The sequence below is a fragment of the Epilithonimonas hominis genome (assembly GCF_003730015.1).
In the GTDB taxonomy this organism is placed as follows: domain Bacteria; phylum Bacteroidota; class Bacteroidia; order Flavobacteriales; family Weeksellaceae; genus Epilithonimonas; species Epilithonimonas hominis.
This window is the reverse complement of record NZ_RJTU01000065.1, coordinates 69967-96202: the sequence shown is the minus strand read 5'-3', so window position 1 is coordinate 96202 and position 26236 is coordinate 69967. Positions and strand designations below refer to the sequence as shown.

At 36.9% G+C, this 26236-nt stretch carries 25 protein-coding genes; 11 read left to right on the top strand and 14 right to left on the bottom strand.

Annotation, left to right across the window (positions count from 1 at the left end; genetic code table 11):
* Nucleotides 1-218: 218 nt before the first annotated feature.
* The 3 genes from EGH73_RS10460 (at nt 219) to EGH73_RS10450 (ending at nt 3136) form a co-directional block, all read left to right on the top strand.
* On the top strand, nt 219-2300 hold the full coding sequence (locus EGH73_RS10460) for a M3 family metallopeptidase (RefSeq protein WP_123281779.1): 2082 nt from the start codon (nt 219-221) through the stop codon (nt 2298-2300).
* A 75-nt stretch (nt 2301-2375) separates the two neighbouring features.
* A complete protein-coding gene (locus EGH73_RS10455; protein ID WP_123281778.1) occupies nt 2376-2753 on the top strand; it encodes a DUF2255 family protein in 378 nt (125 codons plus the stop codon).
* A 2-nt stretch (nt 2754-2755) separates the two neighbouring features.
* Entirely contained in the window at nt 2756-3136 is a 381-nt protein-coding gene (locus EGH73_RS10450; protein ID WP_123281777.1) for a YchJ family protein, read from the top strand.
* Between the two features lie 98 nt (nt 3137-3234).
* Here the strand turns inward: EGH73_RS10450 and EGH73_RS10445 are convergent, their stop codons facing one another.
* Nucleotides 3235-3477, bottom strand: a complete 243-nt coding sequence (locus tag EGH73_RS10445) for a VF530 family protein (RefSeq protein ID WP_123281776.1) — start codon at nt 3475-3477, stop codon at nt 3235-3237.
* Nucleotides 3478-3686: 209 nt separating this feature from the next.
* Between EGH73_RS10445 and EGH73_RS10440 the strand changes: the two genes are divergently transcribed.
* The 4 genes from EGH73_RS10440 (at nt 3687) to EGH73_RS10425 (ending at nt 6986) form a co-directional block, all read left to right on the top strand.
* Nucleotides 3687-4340 (top strand): SGNH/GDSL hydrolase family protein, encoded by a 654-nt coding sequence (locus tag EGH73_RS10440; protein ID WP_123281775.1) that lies wholly within the window; start codon nt 3687-3689, stop codon nt 4338-4340.
* Nucleotides 4340-4870, top strand: coding sequence for a YfiT family bacillithiol transferase (locus EGH73_RS10435; protein ID WP_123281774.1), 531 nt, complete (start codon nt 4340-4342; stop codon nt 4868-4870). Before EGH73_RS10440 ends, EGH73_RS10435 begins: the two co-directional genes overlap by 1 nt.
* 63 nt (nt 4871-4933) lie before the next feature.
* The gene (gene hutH / locus EGH73_RS10430; RefSeq protein WP_123281773.1) at nt 4934-6421 is read left to right on the top strand and encodes a histidine ammonia-lyase; all 1488 of its coding nucleotides are present in this window, start codon (nt 4934-4936) and stop codon (nt 6419-6421) included.
* A 115-nt stretch (nt 6422-6536) separates the two neighbouring features.
* Nucleotides 6537-6986: a GNAT family N-acetyltransferase gene (locus tag EGH73_RS10425; RefSeq protein ID WP_123281772.1), complete on the top strand. Its 450-nt coding sequence runs from the start codon at nt 6537-6539 to the stop codon at nt 6984-6986.
* Nucleotides 6987-7157: 171 nt separating this feature from the next.
* Here EGH73_RS10425 and ygiD read toward each other — a convergent pair whose 3' ends face one another.
* From ygiD to EGH73_RS10405, 4 genes are all read right to left on the bottom strand, one after another.
* Complete coding sequence (ygiD, locus tag EGH73_RS10420) at nt 7158-7985, bottom strand: 4,5-DOPA-extradiol-dioxygenase (protein WP_123281803.1); 828 nt, start codon at nt 7983-7985, stop codon at nt 7158-7160.
* 359 nt (nt 7986-8344) lie between these two features.
* On the bottom strand, nt 8345-8854 hold the full coding sequence (locus tag EGH73_RS10415; RefSeq protein ID WP_123281771.1) for a YceI family protein: 510 nt from the start codon (nt 8852-8854) through the stop codon (nt 8345-8347).
* A gap of 236 nt (nt 8855-9090) precedes the next feature.
* Nucleotides 9091-9849 carry a TIGR03915 family putative DNA repair protein gene (locus tag EGH73_RS10410; RefSeq protein ID WP_123281770.1) on the bottom strand — a complete coding sequence of 253 codons (759 nt, stop codon included), beginning with the start codon at nt 9847-9849 and terminating at the stop codon, nt 9091-9093.
* Between the two features lie 5 nt (nt 9850-9854).
* Nucleotides 9855-11111, bottom strand: a complete 1257-nt coding sequence (locus EGH73_RS10405) for a putative DNA modification/repair radical SAM protein (RefSeq protein ID WP_123281769.1) — start codon at nt 11109-11111, stop codon at nt 9855-9857.
* 192 nt (nt 11112-11303) lie between these two features.
* On the opposite strand from EGH73_RS10405, the gene EGH73_RS10400 reads away from it, so the two are divergent.
* From EGH73_RS10400 to EGH73_RS10390, 3 genes are all read left to right on the top strand, one after another.
* Nucleotides 11304-12632, top strand: coding sequence for a hydroxymethylglutaryl-CoA reductase, degradative (locus EGH73_RS10400; RefSeq protein WP_123281768.1), 1329 nt, complete (start codon nt 11304-11306; stop codon nt 12630-12632).
* Nucleotides 12633-12787: 155 nt separating this feature from the next.
* Nucleotides 12788-13174: a DUF423 domain-containing protein gene (locus EGH73_RS10395; protein WP_123281767.1), complete on the top strand. Its 387-nt coding sequence runs from the start codon at nt 12788-12790 to the stop codon at nt 13172-13174.
* A gap of 8 nt (nt 13175-13182) precedes the next feature.
* Nucleotides 13183-13443 carry a zinc ribbon domain-containing protein gene (locus tag EGH73_RS10390; RefSeq protein WP_123281766.1) on the top strand — a complete coding sequence of 87 codons (261 nt, stop codon included), beginning with the start codon at nt 13183-13185 and terminating at the stop codon, nt 13441-13443.
* A gap of 14 nt (nt 13444-13457) precedes the next feature.
* Here the strand turns inward: EGH73_RS10390 and EGH73_RS10385 are convergent, their stop codons facing one another.
* From EGH73_RS10385 to EGH73_RS10370, 4 genes are read right to left on the bottom strand one after another with little or no spacing between them, the layout of a single operon-like run.
* Entirely contained in the window at nt 13458-14864 is a 1407-nt protein-coding gene (locus tag EGH73_RS10385) for a TolC family protein (RefSeq protein ID WP_123281765.1), read from the bottom strand.
* Nucleotides 14845-16161, bottom strand: a complete 1317-nt coding sequence (locus EGH73_RS10380; protein WP_123281764.1) for an HlyD family secretion protein — start codon at nt 16159-16161, stop codon at nt 14845-14847. The genes EGH73_RS10385 and EGH73_RS10380 overlap by 20 nt, the downstream gene beginning before the upstream one ends.
* Nucleotides 16162-16166: 5 nt before the next feature.
* Entirely contained in the window at nt 16167-17840 is a 1674-nt protein-coding gene (locus tag EGH73_RS10375; protein ID WP_123281763.1) for a peptidase domain-containing ABC transporter, read from the bottom strand.
* Between the two features lie 8 nt (nt 17841-17848).
* Entirely contained in the window at nt 17849-18526 is a 678-nt protein-coding gene (locus tag EGH73_RS10370; protein WP_123281762.1) for a TetR/AcrR family transcriptional regulator, read from the bottom strand.
* A 577-nt stretch (nt 18527-19103) separates the two neighbouring features.
* On the opposite strand from EGH73_RS10370, the gene sucC reads away from it, so the two are divergent.
* A complete protein-coding gene (gene sucC / locus EGH73_RS10365; protein WP_123281761.1) occupies nt 19104-20294 on the top strand; it encodes an ADP-forming succinate--CoA ligase subunit beta in 1191 nt (396 codons plus the stop codon).
* Between the two features lie 75 nt (nt 20295-20369).
* Here sucC and EGH73_RS10360 read toward each other — a convergent pair whose 3' ends face one another.
* The 5 genes from EGH73_RS10360 to EGH73_RS10340 all read right to left on the bottom strand — a co-directional run bounded on the left by EGH73_RS10360 (nt 20370) and on the right by EGH73_RS10340 (nt 26058).
* A complete protein-coding gene (locus EGH73_RS10360) occupies nt 20370-21236 on the bottom strand; it encodes a mechanosensitive ion channel family protein (protein ID WP_123281760.1) in 867 nt (288 codons plus the stop codon).
* Nucleotides 21237-21297: 61 nt separating this feature from the next.
* Nucleotides 21298-21888: a hypothetical protein gene (locus tag EGH73_RS10355; RefSeq protein ID WP_123281802.1), complete on the bottom strand. Its 591-nt coding sequence runs from the start codon at nt 21886-21888 to the stop codon at nt 21298-21300.
* A 180-nt stretch (nt 21889-22068) separates the two neighbouring features.
* Complete coding sequence (locus tag EGH73_RS10350; protein ID WP_123281759.1) at nt 22069-23517, bottom strand: T9SS type A sorting domain-containing protein; 1449 nt, start codon at nt 23515-23517, stop codon at nt 22069-22071.
* A gap of 342 nt (nt 23518-23859) precedes the next feature.
* The gene (locus EGH73_RS10345; protein WP_123281758.1) at nt 23860-25059 is read right to left on the bottom strand and encodes a glycosyltransferase family 4 protein; all 1200 of its coding nucleotides are present in this window, start codon (nt 25057-25059) and stop codon (nt 23860-23862) included.
* Between the two features lie 354 nt (nt 25060-25413).
* The gene (locus tag EGH73_RS10340; protein WP_123281757.1) at nt 25414-26058 is read right to left on the bottom strand and encodes a DUF6266 family protein; all 645 of its coding nucleotides are present in this window, start codon (nt 26056-26058) and stop codon (nt 25414-25416) included.
* Between the last annotated feature and the right edge of the window lie 178 nt (nt 26059-26236).

Genomic DNA, 26236 nt, shown 5'->3' with positions numbered 1-26236 from the left:
ACTGTTAATTTGGGCGCCTTTATCCGCCTTCCACTCCCGCTATTTTTTTATTGCAAAGAAAGTTAGTCCAACAATAGAAATTTCGGACATTGCAATAAAAAAATGAGCTCCGTTCAAGTCGGGGCGCAATTTTGTCATACTTTCAACTTTAGGTACTAAATTTGTCAATTACGACACACAGAAAATCATTTATAATTTATCATTAATAATTCATCTTTATGAATCCACTTTTAGAAAAATTCAACACCAAATATACCTCATCGCCTTTCGAGGAAATCAAAGAAGAACATTATCTGCCAGCTTTCCAGGAATTAATCCACCTTTCCGAACAAGAAATTGATGAAATAACAAATAACTCAGAAGAACCAACTTTCGAAAATACGATTGAAGCAATGGCTTTTTCGGGAGAGCAGCTGGACAGGGTTTCCAATATTTTTTTCAACTTAAATTCTGCAGAAACTAATGACGAGATTCAGAAAATTGCTCAGGAAGTTTCACCATTATTGACTGAATTCTCTTCCAAAATCTCTCAATACGAAAAACTATTTGAAAGAATAAAAAAGGTTTACGACCAGAAAGACATTTTATCTCTGAATGAAGAACAGGAAATGTTACTCAACGAAACTTACAAAGGTTTTGTGAGAAGCGGCGCTTTATTGAGTGAGCAAGACAAAAAAAAACTGGAGAAAATCAACATGGAATTATCTACAAAATCGCTTCAGTTTGGACAAAATGCCCTGGCTTCAACCAACGCTTATTTCAAACACATCACTAGTAAAGAATACTTAAAAGGCATTCCGGAAGCCGTCATTCAGCAATATGAAGACGATGCCAAGGAAAAAGGTTTGGACGGTTATGTGATTACGTTGCAATATCCAAGCTATCTTCCGGCAATGACTTACGCTGAAAACCGCGAACTGAGAAAAGAATTGGCTTTGGCCAACGGAAAAAAATCCTTTGACGGTGGCGAATTTGACAATCAAAACCTCATCAAAGAAATTGTAAAACTTCGTCAGGAAAAAGCGGAACTATTAGGTTATAAGAATTATGCAGATTTTGTTTTGGAAGAAAGAATGGCAAAATCTCCCGAAAAAGTTTTTGAGTTTCTCAATGAACTTCTGGAAAAAGCAACGCCTTATGCCAAAAAAGAAATCGAAGAATTAAAATCTTTGGCAAAAGCTGACGGAATCGATGATATCCAAAGCTACGACCACACTTTCTACGCAGAAAAATTAAGAAAACAAAAATTCGATATTGATGATGAAGAACTGAAACCTTATTTCCAGTTGGAAAAAGTTCAGGAAGCTGTTTTTGGATTAGCAGGAAAATTATTCGGATTAGAGTTTAAAGAAATTACTGATGTTCAGAAATATCATCAGGATGTAAAAACCTATGAAGTGTCAGAGGTCAGAAGCGGGAAGCAGGATGATAGCAATTCAACGGAAACTTCCGACATCCATCATCCATCATCCAACTTCAAAGCTCTGCTTTATGTAGATTATCACCCAAGAAAAGGGAAACGTGCCGGTGCGTGGATGACGAGCTATAAAAATCAATATAAAAAAGACGGAGAAAATTCTCGTCCGCATATTTCGGTTGTTTGCAATTTCACAAAACCGACCAAGGACACACCAAGTTTATTGACTTTTCAGGAAGTGACAACGCTTTTCCACGAGTTCGGACACGCACTTCACGGGATTCTCGCAGACACGCAATATCCGAATCTTTCCGGAACTTCGGTCAAATGGGATTTTGTAGAATTGCCTTCTCAGTTTCTGGAAAACTATTGCTATGAACCAGAATTCTTGAAAACTTTCGCTAAACATTATCAGACGGGAGAAATTCTTCCAACTGAAAAAATCGAGAAATTATCCCAAAGCAAATCCTTTATGGAAGGTTATCAGACTTTGAGACAGCTTGGATTCGGTTTATTGGATATGGCTTATCATACAGAAGTTGGAGCGTTGGAGAATAAGACTGTGAAAGCGTTTGAAGTGGAGAAAACTGCGGCAACCAATCTTTACCCGAGCAATCCGGAAACTGCGGCAAGTCCAAGTTTTTCGCATATTTTCCAAGGCGGTTATTCGGCGGGTTATTATTCTTACAAATGGGCTGAGGTTTTGGATGCGGATGCTTTCCAATATTTCAAAGAAAATGGAATTTTTAATCCTGATATTGCGGCGAAATATAAAGTTCTTCTTTCTTCTGGTGGGACTAAAAATCCAATGGAATTGTACAAAAATTTCCGAGGAAGCGAGCCAAAAGTAGAGAGTTTACTAAAGCGTGCGTTTGGAGAATAATTGGGGTTTTTAGCACTTTGTCAAAGTTTAAAATCTTTGACAAAGTTATGCAGTCAAAATAATTAAATCGCAAAAATGAATACAGCAATTCAATACATTAATTCTCACAATTTAATCGGTATAAAAGCCGGCAAGGAAAGAGAAACTTTTCTGGAAATTTGGATGGTTACTGTGGAAAACCGAATTTTTGCCCGCTCTTGGGGATTTGCAGAAAAAAGCTGGTACAATACTTTTCTAAAAGATAATCTTGGAGAGATTAAATGCGGAGAAACCATCTATAAAATTGAAGCTAGAATCCCTGAGGATTTATCTGAACTTGAACAGGAAATCAATCAGGCTTATCTTGATAAATATGATTCTGGAGAAAATAGTTTTTATGCAAATGGCATCATCAAAGAAAAACACGTTGCCAAAACAATGGAATTTGTCATTCTAAATAATAAAACTAGATAGATATGACGACTTGCCCTTGTTGTTCCGGAAAATCCTACGAAGATTGTTGTCAGCCTTATCACGCCAAAGAAAAGTTCCCTCCCACAGCGGAATCTTTGATGCGTTCCCGTTTTTCAGCTTTCGCAATTCCGAATGGAGAATATCTTTGGGAAACAACTTCGCCTAACAAAAGACAGTTTCATAATAAAAAAGACTTGCAGGAATGGGGCGAAATCAATGAATGGACGAAGCTGGAAATTGTCGATAAACCTTCAACTAATAAAGTAGAATTTAAGGCTTTTTATGTTGATGAAGATGGAAAACCACAGGTTCACCACGAGTTGTCGCAATTCAAAATGATTCAGAATCGTTGGTATTATGTAACTGGAGAATTTTTGGATTGATTATCAAAATCATTTCCCCAACCCTAAAGGGAGTGACTTTGATAAACCATTTAAGAAATTTCTCCCTTTAACGTTGGGGAAAAAAAATTTCTTTAGCGCTAAAGACCTTGCTTCTTTTTCTTTCTCAAAACGTAGAGATACAGACTCTCTACTTTTGCCCTTGCCCAAGGTGTTTTGCGAAGAAATTTGAGAGAGGAACTCACACTTGGATTTTCGCCCGTAAAACACTTGATGTTGATTTGTTTTCCCAATTCTCCATAACCTTTGTAGTATTCTAGCAATTCCTCAAGAATCGCGTCCAATCTTTTGCCGTGCAAAGGGTCTTTTGAAGTGTTTTCCATTTTGTAAAATTATTGATATTATTTTGAACGCAAAGCTCTCAAAGATTTTTTTATAATTATTGAAAATATTTAAGGTTCGCAAATGATAATTCGCCGATTCCTTGAAAAAAGAAAAGATAACGAGGCAAAGGCGCTTCGCTCAGCCAAGTTTGATTAAAATAAAACATTTCAATCATTCTTATTTCATAAATTTGATTATAATCAGAAAAATGAAAATCCTAACTTTTATTATCATCTTATTTTCTACAATGTCTAAAGCTCAAGACTTTGCCAATTTTGGCAGATACGAAAAACAAAATCAACAGGTTATTTCTCAAAATATTGCTCCAAATTCTGTTTTAATGGGAGATTCTATTACAGAAGGTTGGTTTGCTACAGACCCGGGATTTTTTACAAAAAATAACTTTGTAGGACGAGGAATTAGTGGACAAGTGACTTCGCAGATGCTTTTGAGATTCCGGGAAGATGTGATTAAACTGAAACCAAAACGTGTCATTATTCTTGCCGGAACTAACGATATTGCGGAAAATCAAGGTCCGATTTCTTTAGAAAAAGTTTTCGGAAATATTGTTTCTATGGCAGAATTGGCAAAAGCCAACAACATCAAAGTCGTTCTTTGTTCTGTTCTTCCGGCTTACGATTTCCCTTGGAGAAATGGCAAAGAACCTGCAAAAAAAGTGATTGCTCTTAACAAAATGATAAAAGATTACGCACAGAAAAACAAAATCACTTATGTCGATTATCATTCAGTTTTGAAAGACGAAAAAAATGGATTGTCTAAAGAAATCGCAGAAGATGGAATCCACCCAACCAAATTAGGTTACGAAAAAATGGAAGCTATTCTGATGAAGAATTTGAAATAATGAACTTAGAACAATTAAAATATCCAGTCGGAAAATTCGTAAAACCAGAATCCATAACAAAAGACATCATCGATTCTGCGATTTCTGACATAGAAAATTTTCCGAATCTTGTCAAAGCTGAGATTCAAAATCTTGATGAAAAGGATTTACAGTTAAGCTATAGACCAGAAGGTTGGACGATTTCTCAAGTCGTTCATCATTGCGCCGACAGTCATATCAACAGTTATATGAGATTCAAACTGGCATTGACGGAAAATGTTCCTACCATCAAACCTTATGATGAAAGTCTTTGGGCAGAATTACCGGACAACAATCTCTCACCATTGGTTTCTTTGCAACTTCTGGAAGCTTTGCACGCGCGATGGGCTTATCTTTTGAAAACGTTGACCGTGGAAGATTTGAGTAAAGAATTCATTCATCCGGAACAATCGGAAAAGATTTTGTTCAAAGAAAACATTTTGATTTACGGCTGGCATTGTCAGCATCATTTGGCGCATATTCGTCAGGCGAAGGATTTGAGATTTGATTAATTAATAAATCCTTTTCCAATATTCCTCCCGAAAAGTGTATTTTTAGGAAATTTTTTTTCAGTGATGATTTACGGAATCGACCAATTGGGATTTAAGAATGTTTTAGAGATTTTACAAAATCCTGCCAAAGCCCAACTCAATCAACAATCAAAAGAGCAAATCATAAAGTCACAACAGAATGTTCAGAAAATCGTAGCTTCTGACAGAACTGTTTATGGCATCAACACAGGTTTTGGACCACTTTGTGACACTAAGATTTCGGAATCAGAAACGGCTCAACTTCAGCATAATTTGATTATTTCTCACGCTGTTGGTGTTGGAAAACCAATCCAAAAAGACATTTCCAAAATAATGATGATTTCCAAAATCCATGCTTTGTCGAAAGGATTTTCGGGAGTTTCATTAGATGTTATTGAGCGATTGATTCTGATGTTGGAATTGGATATTATTCCTGTTGTTCCGGAGCAAGGTTCTGTTGGTGCTTCCGGAGATTTGGCGCCGTTGGCTCATTTGGTTTTGCCATTGTTAGGTTTAGGTCAGGTTTGGGAAAACGACGAAATCAAAGTTACTTCCGAAGTTTTGGAAAAACATAACATCCAACCTTTAAAACTCGGCCCGAAAGAAGGTTTAGGCTTAATTAATGGAACGCAATTTATATTAGCTCACGCCATTACTGGTCTTGCAAAATTCGAATATCTTTTGGATTTGGCAGATTTGACTGCATCAATGAGCATCGAGGCTTACCGAGGTTCATCAAGTCCGTTCAAGAAAGAGTTGCACGAGATCCGTCCGTTTGACGGTAGCAGAAAAGTAGCAGAAAGAATGCGAAATTTTCTTAAAGATTCAGATAATCTCAAGTCCCACGAATTCTGTGACAGAGTTCAAGACCCTTATTCTATGCGATGTGTTCCGCAGGTTCACGGTGCGAGCAGAAATGCCTTCGAACATCTAAAACAAATGGCAGAAACTGAACTGAATTCCGTGACGGACAATCCGATTGTTTTAAGCGCAGAAGAATCAATTTCCGGTGGCAATTTCCACGGACAACTGATGGCGTTGCCTTTGGATTATGCTTCATTAGCTGCTGCAGAATTAGGGAATATTTCTGATAGAAGAAGTTATCTTCTTTTGGAGGGAAAATACGGCTTACCGAAATTATTAGTAGAAAGTTCTGGGCTTAATTCCGGATTTATGATTCCACAATATACGAGCGCAGCTCTGGTTACTGAGAACAAAACGCTTTGTTTTCCAGCTTCGGCAGATTCTATACCGACAAGTTTAGGTCAGGAAGACCACGTTTCTATGGGAAGTATTTCCGGTAGAAAATTCAATCAAATTTTAGGGAATTTAGAAAATATCCTAGCTATCGAATTAATGTTTGCAGCTCAAGGTTTGGAATTCCGAAGACCAGCGAAATGTTCCAAAATTGTAGAAGAAAATTATGCCATCATCCGTTCTGTAGTTCCGAAATTGGAAAGTGACCGATTGATTGGTGAGGATATTTTGAAAATTGCGGAGTTGATTAGAGAAAGAAAATTTGTAGTGAATTAAATTATAAAACAATAAAGTCTTCGACTCCGCTCAGACTGACAATTGATAATCAAAGTTTAGTATTAGAAATGTCACGCTGAGCGGAGTCGAAGCGTTTTCCTCAATGAAATTATTAATGAAAATCCTTAGAACAACCTCTGAAAACCCAGATTTTCAAAAATTAGTAAAGCAATTAGATTCCTATCTTGCCGTAATAGATGGCGAAGAACACGCTTTCTATCATCAATACAACAAAATTGATATGCTCAAAAATTGTGTCGTAATTTTTGATAATGATGAAGCTGTTGCCTGTGGCGCTATCAAAGAAGTGGATTCAATATCGATGGAAGTGAAAAGAATGTTCACACTTCCTGAAAAACGAGGAAAAGGTTTGGCTTCTACAATTTTGAAGGAATTAGAAACGTGGTCTAAAGAATTAGGTTACGAAAAAACAGTTCTGGAAACAGGAAAAAAACAAGTCGAAGCTGTTGCGCTTTACCCAAAATGCGGTTATAAAAGTATCCCCAATTATGGGCAATATGTTGGAGTTGATAACAGCGTTTGTTTTGAGAAAATATTGGACTAAATCCCAGAGGGATAAACTATTAATAGAAATAAAAATTCATCATCAATTAAAACTCCGTAGGAGCGACCTGTAATTTATTGTAATCAACAGGTCGCTCCTACAGAGCTTTTTGTTTGTTTATCTGATGTTGCTATTAACAAATTGCTCCGCTGGAGCATTGCGGAAAAAGTATTAACCAATTCTTATCGATGTCATACTCAAAGAACCACCAATTAACGAGTCATTGAATAATGATAATTCTTCTGATTTTTCTTTCAGACCAAGATTGTAAATCATTGGTAGAAAATGGTCTGGTGTAGGAACTGCATATTGCAAAAACGAACCTTGTTTATGATAATCTATTAACTTTTGAAAATCGCCGTCTAAAAGCCAGTTGTTGGTTTTTTCTCTGGCTTCTATTGCCCAATCCCAGCCCGCTCCCACGGTATCGATATTTTTCCAGTCGATCAATCGGAGGTTGTGGACAATATTTCCACTTCCGATGATCAGGATTCCTTTTTCGCGGAGTTTGGATAATTTTTTTGCTAAATCAAAATGATATTGAGGCGGTTTTGTATAATCTATACTCAACTGAATCACCGGAATATCTGCATCTGGATACAGATGTCTGAGAACTGACCAAGCGCCGTGGTCCAATCCCCAACTGTGGTCTTCTTCCACCAAAACCGGAGCTAATAACTCAGCAGTTTCTTTGGCTAATTCCGGGCTTCCTTTTGCAGGATATTGAATATCAAACAATTCTTTTGGAAAACCGTAAAAATCGTGAATGGTTTTCGGCATATCCATCGCCGTGACGAAAGTTCCGTTCGTAAACCAATGCGCAGAAATACAGATAATGGCATTCGGTTTTGGAATTTCTTTGCTGATATTCCTGAAGCCCTGAACAAAAATATTCTCTTCGATAGCGTTCATCGGAGAACCGTGTCCCAAAAACAGAACCGGCATTTTTTCTGTGGTTCGGAAATTATCAGATATTTTTGAAAGGTCGTTGAGGTTCATTGTAAAATGTATTAATATATAATGTAAAAAGTATTTTGATTGAGTTTTTGTTTCTCCGGATTTGGCTGATTGAGCAGATTTTTTTTCACAGTTAAGTTGATTCTCTAAACCACAAAAGCCACTTAAGGACAATTAAGTTTTTTGAAATCTTCGATTTTTTTACAAATGTTGTTTTTATATTGAATCTGCAGCCCGGCCTGAGTGGAGCTCTTTTTCTTTTTTATCAAAAAAGAAAAAAGCGGGAACGGAGGACGGATAAAGCTGCCCAAATAATTATTCTCAAAATCAAAAAAAGTATAAACAAAGCGAACTCTGTTTATACTTTAAAAAACTCAAACTATAAATACTATTGTATTCTTTTATTGTTTTACAAACTGCAATTCGCCTGCAATTTTAACTTCTTCGCTCACCATTACACCGCCTGTTTCCAAAGCTGCATTCCAGGTCAAACCGAAGTCGCTTCTTTTGATTTTTCCTTCGAAAGAGAAACCTGCTTTTGTATTTCCCCAAGGGTCAACATTCACACCACCGAAATCTACGTTCAACGTCACTGGTTTTGTAACGCCGTTAATAGTGAGGTTTCCTGTAACATCACCGTTAAGAGTTGAAGCTTCGAAAGTGATTTTCGGGTTAGCTTCTGCGTTGAAGAAATCTGCTGATTTCAGGTGATTGTCACGGTCTGTATTGTTGGTGAAAATAGAATCTGTATCGATAAAAGCTGAAACTTTTGCGTTGGCGAATGTATCGTCTTCTGCATCGATTTCTGCGTTGAAAGTCGTGAATTCTCCTTTTACGTTAGAGATCATCAGGTGTTTTACTTTGAAAGTGATCTCGCTATGTGTTGGGTCCAATAACCATTTAGTTGCCATAATTTTAATATTTTGTTGTTAATTATGATGCAAATTTAGGTCGGTAAGATTTCCCACACATTGATGTAAGTTAAGAATTGAATAATGGGCAGAATTAGGGCAGTTCGTCAGATTTCCAAAGCTGTCCCGATGCAAATCTGCCGGCCGGGCTATCCGCTGCTATCTTTTTGCCAAAGCTTTTGCCAGCGCAAAAAAGGATATCCGCTACTATCCCTGCTGCGGGCGACGGCTCCGAATCACCATTTCTCCGGCAAATATTTCCAGTATCGCTTCGGGACGTGCTGAATATGCAGTTTTATATTTTTCCGTTCCTTAATATTGGTTTTAGTGAAATAGCTTTGCCAGAGCGTTTGGTATTTTTTTTCTTCTTCGTGGAATTTCTCCTGGTATTGATTTAAATCTAATTTTTCATCGGGATAAAAAAAGTCGCAGTTTTCCAAATCGTAGAACAATCCGTAATGTCTTCGCAAATCATAAATCATCCATTTTTGATCGGCATATCGGTCTTTAAAATGTTTCCGAATCAGAGGCAACACATTGAAATCCGGGTCAATCTTCGCGAAATAAATATCATCCTGCATTTTCTCGAACCTTATAAAAGCGGTCATCCTGTGTCTTTCCCGACTGACGGATTTACAGATTTTAGCGATTTTCAGAATATCATCGTTGGCAAAATTTTGAAGAATGTTTTCGTTTGGATGTTTGATGGATTGTTTTACGGCAGAAAAAATCAATTGTTCTAATTCTAAATCTTCGGAAAGATAAACTCTAAGCAAATCATTAATTCCAGACTTTCCAATGCTTTTTTCTAATTTATTGAGAACTCTTTCCGACTTTTCCTGTTGGGTAACAACTTCGTGAATCTCCGCAAACATATTTTTCTGTTGGAAATTTTCTCTGTTAACGATTTCCACGTCCTGATAACGATACTCGAAAACTTCAAATATCGCTGTGAAAAGCCCATCGAAACTGCCGTCGTAGAGAAGAGTGGTCATTTTAATTAAAACAATGTCAATTGCTGAGAAAACTGATTCTGAAATTTTGACTGACTTCCCCCGATAATTAATTTTCTCAAATTCAAATCGGTTAAATGTTTCAGAAATGGGTTTCCATAAGTAAAATCAATGAAATATTTGGCTCTGTTTACAGCTGCTCCGAGTTTTTTAAGATGGTCAATTGTCAAAACTTGAAATTGTCTTGCGCTCACAATTTTCTGCGCAGTTTTCACACCGATTCCTGGAATTCTGAGAATCATTTTATAATCCGCAGTTTGAAGATTTACTGGAAACTGATCTAAGTTTCTCAAAGCCCAACTTAGCTTGGGATCCACTTCCAAATCCAAAAAAGGCATCCCAGAATCCAAAATTTCATCTGCCTTAAAACCATAAAACCTCATCAACCAATCGGATTGATACAAACGATTTTCCCTCAAAACAGGAACTTCCGCCGTGATTGCCGGCAAACGATTGTCCACAGTTACAGGAATATAGCCAGAATAATAAACGCGTTTCATTCCATAGTTTTTGTAGAAATGGTCTGCAACTTTGATGATTTGCAAATCGTTTTCATTGGTGGCGCCAACAATCATTTGCGTTGATTGTCCAGCGGGCGCAAATTTAGGAGTACTTCGGATGATTTTTTTCTCGTCTTTATATTGCTGAATTCCCTTTTGAACGATTCGCATCGGCTGAAGCATATCTTCACGATTTTTATCAGGCGCTAATAATTTCAAGCCAGATTCGGTTGGAATTTCGAGGTTTACAGAAAGTCGGTCTGCGTAAAGTGCGGCTTCATTCATCAAATCGTCACTTGCTCCAGGAATTGATTTGAGATGAATATAACCATTGAAATTGTGTTCGGTTCTCAGTTTTTTCGCCACCCGAACCAGACGTTCCATTGTTGTGTCGGCATCTTTGAAAATTCCTGAACTTAGAAATAACCCTTCAATGTAATTTCGGCGGTAAAAACTGATGGTCAAATCCACTACTTCTTCCACTGTAAAAGCGGCACGTTTAATGTCATTTGATTTTCTGGAAACACAATAGATGCAATCGTAAATGCAATGATTGGTCAAAAGGATTTTGAGAAGTGAGACGCAACGTCCGTCTTCTGTATAAGTGTGACAAATTCCACTTGCAGAACTATCTCCCAATCCGCCATTGTTTTTTCTTTTCCCACCGCTGGAAGAACACGAAACATCGTACTTCGCAGCGTCTGCAAGTATTTCGAGTTTTTCTTTTATGCGGTCGAAGTTCATTTGAGTATTTAATATTATATTGACATAACTAAACTTCAAATTTAGTTCCATATTTGACAAATATCAAGAATTTATGATAAATGTTACCAACAGTCTAAAACTATAAAATTAGTATCTTTACCATCATTAAAATTTTAATATGAAATTAAATTGACTAAAAAAATCTCATATCAAATTAAATAAATACTCTATATGAATCATAAACCCGTTGAAGGCTTTTCCAAATTAACAAAACAAGGAAAAATCGACTGGCTCGTAAATGAATATCTTGAAGGAAACGAAGAATATCAACATATTTTAAATCAATACTGGAACGATAACTCGGCGTTACAAAAACTTCACGATGAGTTCTCGGAAAACACGATTTCCAATTTTTATATGCCTTACGGAATTGCTCCGAATTTTCTGATTGACGGAAAACTTCTGGCACTTCCAATGGCAGTGGAAGAAAGTTCCGTTGTGGCGGCCGCATCCAAAGCTGCAAAATTCTGGCTGGACAAAGGCGGTTTCAAAACAACTATTATCAACACAGAAAAATTAGGTCACACGCATTTTGTGATGAATGTGGAACCGCATAAACTGCTTCATTTTTTCAATTTTAAACTGAAGAAAAAATTGCTGGAAGCGACTGAAAATATCACTGCCAATATGAGAAAAAGAGGCGGTGGAATCTTGGATATCAAACTGATTGACAAAACTTCGGAACTGGAAAACTATTTCCAGCTGAAAGCGAGCTTTGACACTGTAGATTCGATGGGCGCGAATTTTATTAATTCTTGTCTGGAACAATTTGGTAAGACTTTGAAGGAAGAAGTTGCCAATGAGGAAAGTTTCTCGCAGGAGGAAAAAAATTCGCTTCAAATCGTGATGAATATCCTTTCTAATTTCACACCGGATTGTATTGTTCGCGCTGAAGTTTCTTGTAAAATTGAAGATTTGAAAGATGACAGCGGGATTTCTAATGAAGAATTTGCGTGGAAATTCAAACGTGCTGTGACAATTGCGGAAATCGAGCCGTACAGAGCTACGACGCATAATAAGGGAATTATGAACGGTGTGGATGCCGTTGTAATTGCAACCGGTAATGATTTCAGAGCAACGGAAGCTTGCGCACACGCTTATGCAGCGAGAAATGGAAAATATTCTTCATTGACGCATTGCACCACGGATAATGGGATTTTCAGATTCTGGATTGACTTGCCAATTGCGGTTGGTGTTGTTGGCGGATTGACGAATCTTCATCCTTTGGTAAAATTCTCTTTGGCACTTCTTGGAAAACCATCTGCTCAGGAATTGATGAGTATTTTGGCAGTTTCGGGATTGGCTCAAAACTTTGGTGCACTTCGTTCTTTGGTAACGACAGGAATTCAGAAAGGTCATATGAAAATGCATCTTTTCAATATATTGAATCAATTTGGAGCAACGGAAGAAGAGAAACAACATTTTGTCACTTATTTCAAAGATAAAACAGTAAGTCATCACGAAGTGATTGCGGAATTGGAGAAATTGAGACAAAAATAAAATATGTTTGGAATAGCACTTTCAGCTTTTATGCTGGTTTTTGGAATATTTCTTAAGTTGACAAAAAATCCCGGATTTGCTCAGAATAAAAAATTCGCTTGGATTTTTATTGCCATCGGAACTTTGTCATTAATCTTTAAAATTTTAAACTATAAATGAAAAATTTGACTTTAATCATAGGAGGAATCTACGGTTTGTTATCCGTAATTCTGGGTGCTTTTGGTGCGCACGCCTTCAAAAAAATATTATCTGTAGAAAGATTGGAAAGCTTTGAAACTGGTGTGAGATATCAAATTTATGCGGCTTTCTTTTTGTTGATTGTCGGTTATATTTTGAAATTTGATACCTCATCTGAAAAATGGATTTCGATTTTGATGATTGCAGGAGCATTCTTGTTTTCAGTGAGTATTTATTTCTTAAGTTTTCAGGATTATTGGGGTATTAATCTGAAATTTTTGGGACCAATTACACCAATTGGTGGATTGTTTATGATTATCAGTTGGGGAATGTTGATCTGGTATTTTGTTAAGGCTAAGTTCTAATTAAACTAATGTTCTTCATCTTCGGAATCAAAACCAAACTCGTAGGAAAAGAAGACCGTAAAGTCCTGAAAAATGGCTTTATGGCAAATGCTATTGTGTCGGTTTACAAAAATTATTTCGAGTTATTTTTCATTCCAATATTTCCATTTAGTAAAAAGTACAGCATCTATATTCCACATTCTGACGAATATTATGAGACCGGATTTGGCTCATCGGAAATGCCAAAAGAGTATTTGGAACTTTGTAAAGAAGTAGGGAGAAATTATTAGACTTCTCCCGACTTTTATCTTAGAAAATTCTCATTAAACCATTTTAGTTTGTTGTAGCTTTTCAGGAATTTGGCTTTTAGATCGATGTTTTTTTCTCTTGCATCCAGTAATTTATTTTCTCTGGAGTTGATTAAAAATAGTGAACTTTCCCCATTGCCGAATCTCGTTTCTTCCGCATTCAGAAGTCTTTGATAATTGTTAAGATTTTTTGCTGAAATATCAATCTGACTGAAATAATTAGTCACTTCGTATTTATAGGTTTCTATTTTAGTATTGATTTCTCTTAATTTCAGTTGCGAATCCTGCTGGTTTTGAGAAATTTTCAGTTTCGCTATTTCGTAATCTGCTCTTGCCTGTCTTTGAAATATGGGAATCTCGAGCTTCAGTCCATATTGGAAATTATTATCAAACAAAGGAAGAAAATCAGATTTGTAATTTTCTTTGTTAAAAAAATTATAGGTAAAATCAATCTTTGGAAGGAAACTTTGCCATTTGAGCCTTCTTTCACTTTCGAGAATATTTTGCTTCTGAAGATAATATTCCAATGAAGCGTGATTCTGAAGCAGTTTCGATTCTAAATTCTGCAACAGAAATTCATAATCAGAATATCCGGAATGTTCATCGAGACTTGAAGATGGAAAAATAAGCTGAGCAATTTCGTACAAGTCTTGTTTATCTTTCCAGAGAAACATTTGCAATTCTTGTGTACTTTTTACAAAATTAAGATAAGCATTTCTTTCCTGAAGCTCAAAACTCTGCAATTGTGAAGCAGCTTCCACTGTATCAATTGCCGGTCTTTCTCCAAACTCGTAAGTCTTTTTGGTAAGTTCGAGCCTTTTTCTGTTGATCTCTACCGCAGATTTCTGAAGTTTGTAGATCTCATAATTTTTTACCCAATCCCAATATGTATTTTCAGCATCCAAAAGAAGTTCATTGGTGAGAACGATTTGTTCGGCTTCCGTCATTTTCAGTCCGAATTTTGCCTGATCGAGCATTGCTCGTCTTTTATCGTACAGAAGATTTTTCGCCAAAGGAATTGTAACACCAAACTGATACAGACCTCCTTTTGTTTCGCTGTTGTTTAGTTTCTCACCATCCAGATAATTGTAACTTCCAGTAATATCGATTCCGTACCAAGTGGGAATGCCGAGTTCTACATTTTTCTGTTCGTAATATTTTGTTCCGTCAATATTTTTTTCTCCGAGTTTTCCTGCGAGAACAGGATCAAAATTTCCTCTGGCTTTGGTAATTTCGGCATTGGCAATTTTATTCTGAAGCTGATACTTTAAAGCTAGCGGATGATAATTTTTTACAATATTCAGAAATTCCTGATGCGAAAGTTTCAGAGAATCCTGCGCAAAAGAAAACTGAACACTAAACAGAATGAGAAGCGCTGAAAATTTAATTTTTAGACTTTTCATCTTTCGCAGATTTTTCGGTTTTTACTTCATAATAATCCGGCGGGAATCCGTTGATGTTTCGCCACAATTCGTACCAGATCGGAACGTCATTAAGAATCGCAATTCCCTGAACTCCGGTTCCCATTTTGATTTTCGGAGGCCATTGTTTTTCGTTTTTATCCTGAATCACCAATGCTTTGAACATTCCGTTTGCACTGATGTTATTTTCTATTGCAATTACCTTTCCTGCAAAAGTACCATAGCTGGAATTTGGCCAACCAGAAAACACAATTGCCGGAAAACCATCAAAAATACACATCACGCGTTGTCCTTCTTTTACCAGAGGTAAATCGACTGGTTTAATGTAAATTTCAACTGCATAATCTACTTTATCGGGAACGATGGTTGCAATACTTTCCCCGTCTTTCAGGATTTCCCCAATTCCGGCTTTGTTGATTTGAACCACCTGTCCGTCTTGAGAAGCGATTACGAAATATAAACCTTGTCTTGCGCGGTAATTCGCCACCTGATTTTCAAGTTTGGCAATATCACCATCGCTTCCCTCGATCTGTCCCATACTTTGGAAACGGTCGCCTTCGGTTTTGCTCAGTTTTTCATTGTAATCCTGAATGGTAGCATTTTGTTCGATGCTTACATTCACAATTTCCTGTCGGGTTTGCGCCAGTTTATTTTCTGTGGCAGTTTTCTTAGCTAAAGCATTTTGATAAGAAACACTTCTCTGCTGAAACTGAGTAAGCGAAACCAAACCTTCATCATACATTTTCTTCTGTCTTTCGTATTGGTCAGAGGTCATTTTCAATTCATTGTTTACTGCTACCAGCTCTGCCTCCTCTCCCGCCAGTTTATTATTGAGCTGACTGATTTTCACTTTAAGCTGACTCAACTTCAAATCTCTTGCAGAATTTAAAGCCTGTAATTGACTATTGGTGGTTCCAACTTTGGCCTCGTAATATTTCTGCAAACCTTTTTTCGCATCTACTTGTTGCTCAGTTCGTTTTACCAAAAGCGGATCCAGATAATCTTCCTTAACTTCAGAAAGTTGAAGAAGTGTATCGCCTTTTTTTACATAATCACCGTTTTTCACATACCATTTGATGATTTTTCCTGGTATTGGAGAATTCAGTTGTTGTGGTCGCTGTTCCTGATAAAGCGTGCTAACATTTCCCTGTACTTTTATATTCTGAGTCCACGGTAAAAATAGCACGATAATACCTCCAAGAAAGATAAAAAGAAACCACCTTTTCACTCTTGATTTTTTATGAATATGATATATTTGATTGACTGATTGCAGTTCCATTTTTTTTAATTTTTATTGAATAAAATTTTCACTGTACCTTCTTCAATGTGAAGATGCTGATCTGCTATTTCTATCATTTCCGGATCTTCGGAAACAACGATAACGGTGGTATTTTCTTTAAGATTAGAAAGATGTTCTCTCATTTTTATCTTAAATGCATCATCCATTCCGTCCAAAGGATCTTCCAGAATCAACAATCTTCTTTCGCCCACTAAAGCCCTCAGCAGCATAATTTTCTTTTTAGAACTAAAAGAAATCTCTGTATCGGTTTCGCTAATGTTGGTAAAAAAACCGTTGCTAAACTGACTTGAGAAATCTTCTATTCCAATTTGCTCAGAAGCTTCGAGAATTTGCTCTGCAGAAATATGGGTTTGTCCCAGAACTATATTTTCATAGACCGTTCCTTTAATGATGGTCATATCTTCCAGGAACATTCCGATCTGGTTTCGGAGCGATATTTTATCCACATTTTTCAACGGAATTTTATCGATCAAAATACGTCCGGAAGATGGCTCATAAAAACTGGTCATCATATTGAGAAGCAGAGATTTGCCAGCACCGAGCGATCCTGTGATAACGTTGAGTGAATTTTCTGCGATTTTAAAATTGACATTTTCTAAAATCATCTGATAATCATTGAATGCAAAATTCACCTCTTTGAACTCTATTTCAAAACCGCTATTCTGATTTTCAAAAGCAATAGCTCCCATTTCTTCCTCCGGCAAGTCGGTTACTTTGTTCAACTTCGCTAAGGCTGCGATGACATCATAATAACTTTCTAAACTGATAATCAGCTTTTCCACCGCTGCCATAATCGTCAACACTACGATTTCTGTTGCTATAAAGGCACCGATGTTCAACTGTTGGTTTACCAAAAGATAGGTACCGATGACAAGCATTACCAAAGTAATAATGACCTTGAACGCAACAATAGTTTTGTACTGAATCACAAGCACTCGAAAATGTGAAGTTCTTTCGTTAAGATATTTAACGACTCTTTTATCAGTTTCCGCAACGTGAATTTCGGTTTTAGAATTTAGCTTAAAAATTTTAATAGAAGCCGCAATATCTTCCAGCCAGGATGCCACTTCATACTTCTTGTCGCTTTCATCTATGCTGGATTTGATGCCGCTTTCCATTGTAAATCTGAAAATGAAAATCACACAAATGATCACTAAAGCTCCGAAAACCAAAAACCAAGGGTGATAAAATGAAAGAAGCAAAATTCCAAACAAGATTTGGATTAAAGCCGTAGGAATTTCCAGTAATATTTTAGAAATACCTTTCTGCAGATTTTGAGTATCGAAAAAACGGTTCACCAATTCCGGTAGATAATATTTTCTTGTTGCGGAAAGATTTACTTTCGGAAGTTTTTCGGCAAAAGCAAGGGCAAATTCAACAAAAATTTTCTGCTGAATTTTTTCAATAATCTGCATCACTTTTAGCCTGAAATAGCCAACAAGCCAGGTTCCCAACACTACAAAAGCGATCAGAATATAGATAGATGTTGCCATCGTAGCTCCCATCACAAAACTTACGATAGACTGTATCCCAAGCGGAACACTCAGCTGTACCAAACCGTTCAGAATGGCGTAAAAATAGATATTGGTGACGTCTTTTTTCTCTTTAGTAACATACTTAAACAGATTGTAGCCGTGCTGTCTAGGAGAAGTATCCATTTGTGTAATTATTTTATCAAATTAAATGTAATAAAGCGTAAATACTCCAAAACATATTTCTTATGCTCTACTTTTTTATTGTTATTATCAGTCAGTTTTGGAAGATGTTCGCTAAAAAACTGCTGATCGTGAGCCGTTTCTAAAAGTGTACTGGCGAACGATTTCGGATACGGAAAATCTGGTTGGGCTTCGGAAATCACTTCACCAATAAAGCCACAAAGACTTTTCAGCGGATTAAACACCATTTCTTTATTGATCTCATCAATTTCTTTTACCAAATAAGACTTGCTGCTTTCTGCAATAACGATGTTATGAAGTTTTGGAAGGTCGTAATCTTCAATTTTATCATCAATCTCATCGCTATGTGTAATGATCTCAAGAATCTTTTCCATTTTTTTCATCGGCTCTTTAATTTCATAAAGCCGCAGTTTTGAAATGAATTCGATGTAGGACCAATACCAGTTCAGGATATAAGTTAGAAGTTTATGTTTAGAAGAAAAATACCGGTAAACGGTAGCTTCTGTAGAATTAATTTTTTGGGCTAATTTCTTGAAAGTAAAACTTTCGAAACCAGTTTGGTGAATCAATTCAATTGAATATTTTACAATAGCACGCCCAACTTCACTATTTTCGGGATCTTTAAGATAAAGATTTTCGTTGACTTTAAATTTTACCTGAAATTCCATAATTAAATTTATAACTATACCACTTGATAGCAAAATACATACCGAAAAAAAAATTATATTATTTATAATAGTAAAACTATCATCATAGTAACAATTCTTCTTTACAGCACTAATGGGAAAATTTATACGATATAAAAATCACAATTCAATTTTTATTGTGGAGTTGGCACTCTGGAAGTTTTACATCTTGCCAATAAGAAAAAAGCAAACCCATTATGAGAAGGCCAGGGTTTTATTACAACTACTGAAAAACACCTTACATTCCGTAAAAACATCATCGTGAAGTAGCATTTGCAAAAAGACTTTCAAAGTTTTTGGTGTATCTTTTCGTTAAATCCATAGAAATCAATAATTTCAGCATTCCAATTTAATGTTAATATGGGCAAGTTTGCAGCTGCCTGACAATAATCATTATCCAATCGATGTAGAAAAAATGATGAATAACAGGCTGATTAAAGAGATATGTTAAAAATCAAGTCCGGTAAGGTTTAAATTTTAAGTCAATAAACTTGAACTTCCGGGTCTTTTTATTAAATTTGTCCATCTTATAAACATAATATAATATAATAAAAATAATATGAATCTTCACGAGTATCAATCAAAAGAGATTTTAGCAAAATATGGCGTTAATATCCAGCGCGGTTTTGTTGCAAACAATGTAGATGAGGCAGTTTCTGCTGCTGAAAAACTAACTGCTGAAACCGGTGCGCAAGGTTGGGTTGTAAAAGCTCAGATCCACGCTGGTGGGCGCGGCAAAGGTGGCGGTGTTAAGTTTTCTCCCAATATGGATAAGCTTAAAGAAAACGCCGGAAACATCATCGGGATGCAGCTGATTACGCCACAAACGTCTGCTGAAGGTAAAAAAGTAAACTCTGTTTTGGTAGCTGAAGATGTATATTACCCTGGAGAGACAGAAACTAAAGAGTTTTATGTTTCTATTCTTCTAGACAGAGCTCTTGGAAAAAACACTGTTGTTTATTCTACAGAAGGAGGAATGGACATTGAGCACGTTGCTGAAGTAACGCCTCACCTTATCCATAAGGAAGTCATTGATGCCGCTTACGGGCTTCAGCCTTTCCAAGCTAGAAAAATTGCTTTCAATCTTGGTCTTGAAGGAAACGCTTTCAAAGAATTTACAAAATTCATCACTTCTTTATATAATGCTTACATAGGCATTGATGCTTCACTTTTTGAAATCAATCCTGTTCTAAAAACATCTGACAACAAAATTATCGCTGTGGATGCCAAGGTTACCTTAGATGACAACGCCCTTTACAGACATAAAGATCTTGCTGAACTTAGAGATAAGCGAGAAGAAGATCCAATGGACGTAGAAGCTGGAGAAGCTGGTCTTAACTTCGTAAAACTAGATGGTAACGTTGCCTGTATGGTAAACGGTGCTGGTCTTGCGATGGCTACGATGGATATTATCAAATTATCTGGTGGTAACCCTGCTAACTTCCTGGACGTGGGTGGTACTGCTGATGCACAAAGAGTTCAGACGGCTTTCGGAATTATCCTTAGAGATCCTAATGTAAAAGCTATTCTGATCAATATCTTTGGAGGAATTGTAAGATGTGACCGCGTTGCCCAGGGTGTTGTGGATGCTTACCACGCGATGGGAAGTCTTCCTGTACCGCTTATCGTAAGATTACAAGGAACCAATGCTGTAGAAGCTAAAAAACTAATTGACGAGGCTGGATTACCTATTCACTCCGCTATCACTTTGGAAGAAGCTGCTAATAAAGTAAAAGAAGTTTTGGCATAATGATTTAAGTGCTATCTCAATACAAAACCCGTTTCAATATTGAAGCGGGTTTTTTAGTTATTATATATATTAGTGCTACTCGGCTTTATCCGGTTCATTAGCTGCTGCATTTTGGGTAATGCTGATGTTGGTAGGTGTCACCAGGCTAATTCTCTCCCGTGCTAATCTATCGTTTATTTTCACTATCGCTTCGCTTCTTAGCTTACCAAAATCAAAACCCACTTCTACCCAGAATTTGACCTGCATTGTGAACAGTCCCTGTTTTGCATTGGTGAATATCACATCCGCATTTTCTGCTTTGTCAATATGGTTTAGTGCCTTTATCTCCTCTAAGACGGCTTCTCTCGCTTTGTTAATATCTTCACCAATCGGGATTTCAAAATCCATAATGATTCTGCGCTGTGGTGATGCTGTAATGTTAAAGAACGGGGCGTTAAAAATCACCTGATTCGGGATGTACACCTTTTTACCATCATCTGTTATCAACTTTGTTGTCAGTAATCCAATATCCTGCACCGTACCGGAATTGCCGCCAATTATGACATAATCTCCCACCTTAAATGCTTTATCTACATTCACTAGCATTCCTGAGAATATACTTGAAACTAAATCTTTCAGTGCGACCCCGGCAATCACCCCAGCAACTCCCAAACTTCCTAAGAACTTCATAAAGAAACCACTGAATCCCATTATTTCTAATGCGATAAAAGTCCCCATTAGAATAATCAGAAATTTGAATACCGCAATAAGCGTTACGACAGAATCGCTTTTTGTTTTTGGAAAGAATTTGTGAAAGAGCTTGACTGACCATCGGCTGAGATACTTACTGGTTGTAAGGAAAAATAAAAAAACTAAAATCCCTACCACTAATCTTGGTGTCAATTCCGCAAAACTGATGTACCATCTTTCTAAAACCTTATAAATCGTGTTTATATATTCCATAATTCATATTAATAAAAAAACCGACAAAAGCCGGTTATGTTTTGACTATCAAATATAGATATTATTTCATTTCATTAGCAATTCTCGTGGCGTGAGAAGTTGGCAAATAGATACTGAAACCTACATTGAAAGTAATATTGGAGTTAAGACCTTCATTTCCAAATCCAGCTCTTCCTCTGTACTTCACTAAGCCTTCCACTCCAATATTCGGTGTGATGAAATAAGAATAACCTGGCCCTACGCCAAAATCAAGTCCTGTTGTTGATGGTCCATTTTCTACAGAATAACCACCAACTCCTAAATTACCTTCGAAGAACCAACGACCGTGATTCAAAAGATTGTCAACTCCCGCTTCTCCCGGAGAAATATAATAACGTCCTAAAGCACCAACTCCATAATCAAATGCTGTCGGGCTGCCTTTGGTGGTTTTACTAATGCCAAGATCAACATATGCACCTAATGCTACGTTATCTTTAATAAAATAAGCGGCTTTTGGTTGTAATGCTATGTTGTAGCCAGCTCCAGTATTAAGACCGAAATTACTTGTAATAATACTACTACCAACCAACCAATTACCTTCTTGAATTTGAGCATTAGCAGTTGAAAATAATCCTGTGGCTAAAACGATTGCTCCAAAAAATATTTTTTTCATATGTTTAAATTTTTTCATTAATAATTATCTTTTTTACATTTTACAAAGGTTATGCCAATAATGGTTGTTCTCATCATCAATAGCTTAAGGTGGCGCTTATCCTAGAATCCTACTTCTCCACAGCTTACAAAAAAAGCCAGCTTAAGCTGGCTTTTGATTATATTATCATGTATAAACTAACTAGTTCAGTAACTTTTTTGTGACGGTCCCTTTGCCGGTCTTAATCTTCATCACGTATAATCCTTTTAGCAGTCCCACATTACTTAATCTCAATTCACTTGTATTATTTCCAGCCAATGATCTTACTAACTTTGCTGATGCATCATACAAGTCCAGTCCATTAATCCTATCATTGCCTCTTACTACCCAGTCGGTATCCTGTTTATAAACCACCCATTGATTTGTTGCTGCATTATCTGCTGCTAACACACTATTTGAATAAAGAATTTCAAATCTGGAATCGTTAGGTGCGGTAAGAACCTCACTGTTGAATGTATAATATCCTTCCTGCAAATTGGTAACCGTACCCGTTACTTTATCTTTTAAATAGATGGCTTTATTATTATCTTTAAAAACTCCATCTTTATCGTTGAGTGCAATAATACAGTTACCCGCTTTAGAAGTTTTGTACGCCAGTGGAATGACATCCGAATCACTAATTGGAAGTGCCCGTGCCTGGATTTGCAACTTATTAGTACCCATCACCGAGTAGAACGTATCATTACCCATTGAAAATAATGACGCATCATAATCTTCGTCATAATTGTTCGTTGCTTCTGCTATGTGGGCAATGAGTATATTATTCGCAATATTATCCGGGTTGATTAGCTTGAGCCAATAGCGATCCACTATTTCTTCCGGTTCCTGAGGCTCATCATCTCCTTCGTTTTTATTGTAGAAGATTGACCCACCATTGGTTGTAGCTCGCATCGCATTTGTAAAATTTAGAGGGGCATTATTGTATTTTGCCTGCACTATAAAACCTTGTGCCACTCTAGTATTTCCTGAAGGACGTAAAGCTATTTCCTCCGTACTACCCGATATGTAAGTTGGACCAATGCCTCCTACCGCACCTACATAAGTGGCGTAATTATTACCTGCATAGGCTGAACCCTGTTGTATTTTCAATTGATTTAAATTGCTCCATAGCCATTGTTTGTTAAATATACTATTTTTATTTGCAGTGGCACTCGCTAATGTTTTAAAAGAAATATTTGAAGGATAGGGATTACCTACTAAATTATACCCTTTATCCTCTCCTGGACTCTTTTGTAGCGTTACAGAGATATTTCCATTATTCGGTGTGCCGACAAAATTAAAAGTTTCAGTTGTGGGAACAGTTGGTGAGTACGCGTCTTTACCTCGTATTGCATATCCAATACCTGGTTCAAACACTGAGAGTGTATTAAGGCCTGCTGTCCCAAATCTGTCATTGGCTTCATTATATCTAAAAATAAAGTTAGTAGGCGTTCCCACGGAAAAATTATATAGGTTTTGACCACTGACAGGAGCACTCCAATAATTATAATCTTTTTGTTTAAGTTTTGCTATTTTTTTAACAATCGAATTTCCTGAACCTGAATATGTAGATCCATTTCTTTGAATAAGTACTCCTCCGTTATTTACCACTATTGTTCCGTTATTGATAAATTGACCAGCAACAGTTAAAGAGTACCCTTCAGCAATTGAATAAGTAACGCCTGAATTAATTGTTATCTTTCCTGCCCCAACACTTCGAGGTAAATTGTAGTCTCCCGCAATTATTGCATCTTTTGTAGCACTAGGGACACCATTGGATCACGACGATCCATTCCACGTGGTGGTTTGCGCCTTGTAGGTTATAATGCTGAAAACCACTAACCAAAAGTATAGAATTTTTTTCATGATATATATTTTGCAAAGTTACATTAAAAAAAAAAGATGTGCAACCATTCGTGCATCTCGCTCAAAATTAAGCATTTGACGCATCATTTATTTTATCATTTCCCGATAATTCTCTAAAATGGCATTCCAGATTAATTTCTGATCATAACGCTGTACTATGTATTCTCTGGCTTGCGATTTCAATTTGTTATATAAGCTAAGATCTGCCATCAACTTGAGTAATGCATTGTAAATCTGATCTTTGTTTTTCACAGAAATAATCATACCATTTTCGTTGTTTTTAATAATTTCGTTACAGCCATTGATATCGGTAACTATAGAAGGAAGTTCCATTGCTCCAGCCTGCATTACCACATTAGGGAATCCTTCCCTGTAACTGGGGAATACGAGAGCGTCTGCCGCTGCCAGATAGGGTCTAACATCCTTTTGATATCCCAAAGTTAAGATGTTTTTATTATGTTCCATCTCGTTCAATGTTTCCGGCAGCAGCGGATCCAGTTCCGGTTCCAATGGTCCCACCAACAGAAGCTTGGGCGCTCTGTTCCTTATATTATCTACCAAACTATTCGTATGCTTATTTTCCGAATCATTTAATTCCTCTGTCAATTGCCTGAATGCCGCTACCAGTTCATTAATCCCTTTATCCTTTACCAATCTGCCCACAAAGATCCATACAAAATCATCCTCCTCCAACTGCCATTGCTTCCTGATTTCTTTCTTCTGCTGTGGTGAAAACAGTGCTGGATTAAAATAAGCTGTGTCAATCCCATTGGTACTTCCGTTGCCTATTACTTTCAGTTTGTGCGGTGGGCAAAATTTCTCTTTTAAAATAAAATCCTTTAATCCATAGGAGTTGGGATAAACTTTCGTCGCACAGGCGTAGGTTAATTTTTCTACCAGGTTCAGCACCCTTCTTTTTACACCGGATGTTTCCATCAACGGTAATCCAGCCACTGTGTGCAATCTCACTTTAATACCCGCCAGTTTTGCAGCAATCATCCCAATGAGTCCGGCTTTGGGTGTATGCGTGTGTACGATGTCCGGTTTTTCCTGCTTGAGGTAGCAGTACATTTGCCAAAGCGATTTCAAATCCTGTATTGGGGTAATTTTCCGCGTCATTTCTATGGCTTTGGTTCTTATCCCCAGCTCCTGCCCCACTCTTTCCAGATCCTCTTTATCAGACGATATTGCTGTCACCTCATAGAACTGGTTCATAAACGTCAGCTGTTTGCCAAGGAGTTTTTCTACAGACACAGGAACAGTTGTAATACGGAAAAGCTTTGCCATTTAAGATTTTTTTGCAAAGATAGTTGTTTTGACAGTTGGCATAAATTTTAACTTTAAATTTTCAAATGCTAATTCCTCAACGGAAGCTATGGGGAAAACAATGCTCTTAATCTCAGATAACATCGGAAACAATAAGCTTAATCGGCCACAAGTATCTTTAGAATGACTCTCCCACTTTATGGAAACATTTCTTAACAAGCCTATCAACTTAGTTTTGGCTACCGAGGAAAGTTTCTAATTATTAAATTTTAGAAAATATGTGACTTAATTTGTCAGTAATTATAAAGAAAACAAGCAACCCTTTTCTGCCAAAAAAGAGATTGCCTGTCTATTGGTACTTCAGATTATTCTTTTTCAGGAAACCAGTACACTGCCTGCATAAGAAGATATTGATGCTTGCATGCCGTCTTCAGAAAGGAATGCAATCCAAACCTGGAGTTCCTTTCCTGTGAGGTAAGGCGGAACGTTGACCGTAATCTGAGTATCTGTTCTCTCCGCCATATTTCCGAGAAACACAGGCGACTTCTGTGTACTGTCATAATACAACAGCTGCAGTTTATCCGTGAGTCTGTCGGGATTACCTGCCGCATTATTGTACCATTCTACCGTAATCTCAGCCGGTTTTTCTGAGCGTATATCCGTAGGAATGGGCGCAAGAAGATTGCCATTTGAAAATTGAATTTCCGGAAAATCGGGTATGATTGTCATTAGATTAAAATCTATCTTGAATGAATTCAGCAGATTTGTAATCGCCTGATTGTATGACGAGCGCATACCTTGCCTGTAGCCGAAATACAATGACGCATAGGCTTTGTAGGGCAAAATGAAATCGTAACACTTTTTCATTCTTTCCTGAATGAGCAGTTGTTTGGCAGAAGGTTCTTTAGTCTTCTTGCGCGGACGCACTCTTAAAATTTCAGTGCCGGCGACGTTTGCCACTACCAGTCTTCCAGTTCTGCCACTAGAACCTGATAATAAGGAATCATTTAACTTTCCCATGATAATTGTATTAAAAGATTAACAACTCAAAGGTATTGAGGAACGCCAGAGGTGAAAGGAAACCTGCCAAAATTTTCCGAAATTTTCCACATCGTAAGTTTTTTACGGTCAATCCAATTTTTTATCCATCTAATTTATAAGGCTTTAAAACCAGCTTTCAAAAACAATACAAAACTAT

What these genes read in the sequence shown, in the direction of transcription:
- EGH73_RS10460 (WP_123281779.1), top strand. Translation starts at nt 219, where the DNA reads ATGAATCCACTTTTAGAAAAATTCAACACCAAATATACCTCATCGCCT.
- EGH73_RS10455 (WP_123281778.1), top strand. Translation starts at nt 2,376, where the DNA reads ATGAATACAGCAATTCAATACATTAATTCTCACAATTTAATCGGTATA.
- EGH73_RS10450 (WP_123281777.1), top strand. Translation starts at nt 2,756, where the DNA reads ATGACGACTTGCCCTTGTTGTTCCGGAAAATCCTACGAAGATTGTTGT.
- EGH73_RS10445 (WP_123281776.1), bottom strand. Translation starts at nt 3,477, where the DNA reads ATGGAAAACACTTCAAAAGACCCTTTGCACGGCAAAAGATTGGACGCG.
- EGH73_RS10440 (WP_123281775.1), top strand. Translation starts at nt 3,687, where the DNA reads ATGAAAATCCTAACTTTTATTATCATCTTATTTTCTACAATGTCTAAA.
- EGH73_RS10435 (WP_123281774.1), top strand. Translation starts at nt 4,340, where the DNA reads ATGAACTTAGAACAATTAAAATATCCAGTCGGAAAATTCGTAAAACCA.
- hutH (WP_123281773.1), top strand. Translation starts at nt 4,934, where the DNA reads ATGATTTACGGAATCGACCAATTGGGATTTAAGAATGTTTTAGAGATT.
- EGH73_RS10425 (WP_123281772.1), top strand. Translation starts at nt 6,537, where the DNA reads ATGAAAATCCTTAGAACAACCTCTGAAAACCCAGATTTTCAAAAATTA.
- ygiD (WP_123281803.1), bottom strand. Translation starts at nt 7,985, where the DNA reads ATGAACCTCAACGACCTTTCAAAAATATCTGATAATTTCCGAACCACA.
- EGH73_RS10415 (WP_123281771.1), bottom strand. Translation starts at nt 8,854, where the DNA reads ATGGCAACTAAATGGTTATTGGACCCAACACATAGCGAGATCACTTTC.
- EGH73_RS10410 (WP_123281770.1), bottom strand. Translation starts at nt 9,849, where the DNA reads ATGACCACTCTTCTCTACGACGGCAGTTTCGATGGGCTTTTCACAGCG.
- EGH73_RS10405 (WP_123281769.1), bottom strand. Translation starts at nt 11,111, where the DNA reads ATGAACTTCGACCGCATAAAAGAAAAACTCGAAATACTTGCAGACGCT.
- EGH73_RS10400 (WP_123281768.1), top strand. Translation starts at nt 11,304, where the DNA reads ATGAATCATAAACCCGTTGAAGGCTTTTCCAAATTAACAAAACAAGGA.
- EGH73_RS10395 (WP_123281767.1), top strand. Translation starts at nt 12,788, where the DNA reads ATGAAAAATTTGACTTTAATCATAGGAGGAATCTACGGTTTGTTATCC.
- EGH73_RS10390 (WP_123281766.1), top strand. Translation starts at nt 13,183, where the DNA reads ATGTTCTTCATCTTCGGAATCAAAACCAAACTCGTAGGAAAAGAAGAC.
- EGH73_RS10385 (WP_123281765.1), bottom strand. Translation starts at nt 14,864, where the DNA reads ATGAAAAGTCTAAAAATTAAATTTTCAGCGCTTCTCATTCTGTTTAGT.
- EGH73_RS10380 (WP_123281764.1), bottom strand. Translation starts at nt 16,161, where the DNA reads ATGGAACTGCAATCAGTCAATCAAATATATCATATTCATAAAAAATCA.
- EGH73_RS10375 (WP_123281763.1), bottom strand. Translation starts at nt 17,840, where the DNA reads ATGGATACTTCTCCTAGACAGCACGGCTACAATCTGTTTAAGTATGTT.
- EGH73_RS10370 (WP_123281762.1), bottom strand. Translation starts at nt 18,526, where the DNA reads ATGGAATTTCAGGTAAAATTTAAAGTCAACGAAAATCTTTATCTTAAA.
- sucC (WP_123281761.1), top strand. Translation starts at nt 19,104, where the DNA reads ATGAATCTTCACGAGTATCAATCAAAAGAGATTTTAGCAAAATATGGC.
- EGH73_RS10360 (WP_123281760.1), bottom strand. Translation starts at nt 21,236, where the DNA reads ATGGAATATATAAACACGATTTATAAGGTTTTAGAAAGATGGTACATC.
- EGH73_RS10355 (WP_123281802.1), bottom strand. Translation starts at nt 21,888, where the DNA reads ATGAAAAAAATATTTTTTGGAGCAATCGTTTTAGCCACAGGATTATTT.
- EGH73_RS10345 (WP_123281758.1), bottom strand. Translation starts at nt 25,059, where the DNA reads ATGGCAAAGCTTTTCCGTATTACAACTGTTCCTGTGTCTGTAGAAAAA.
- EGH73_RS10340 (WP_123281757.1), bottom strand. Translation starts at nt 26,058, where the DNA reads ATGGGAAAGTTAAATGATTCCTTATTATCAGGTTCTAGTGGCAGAACT.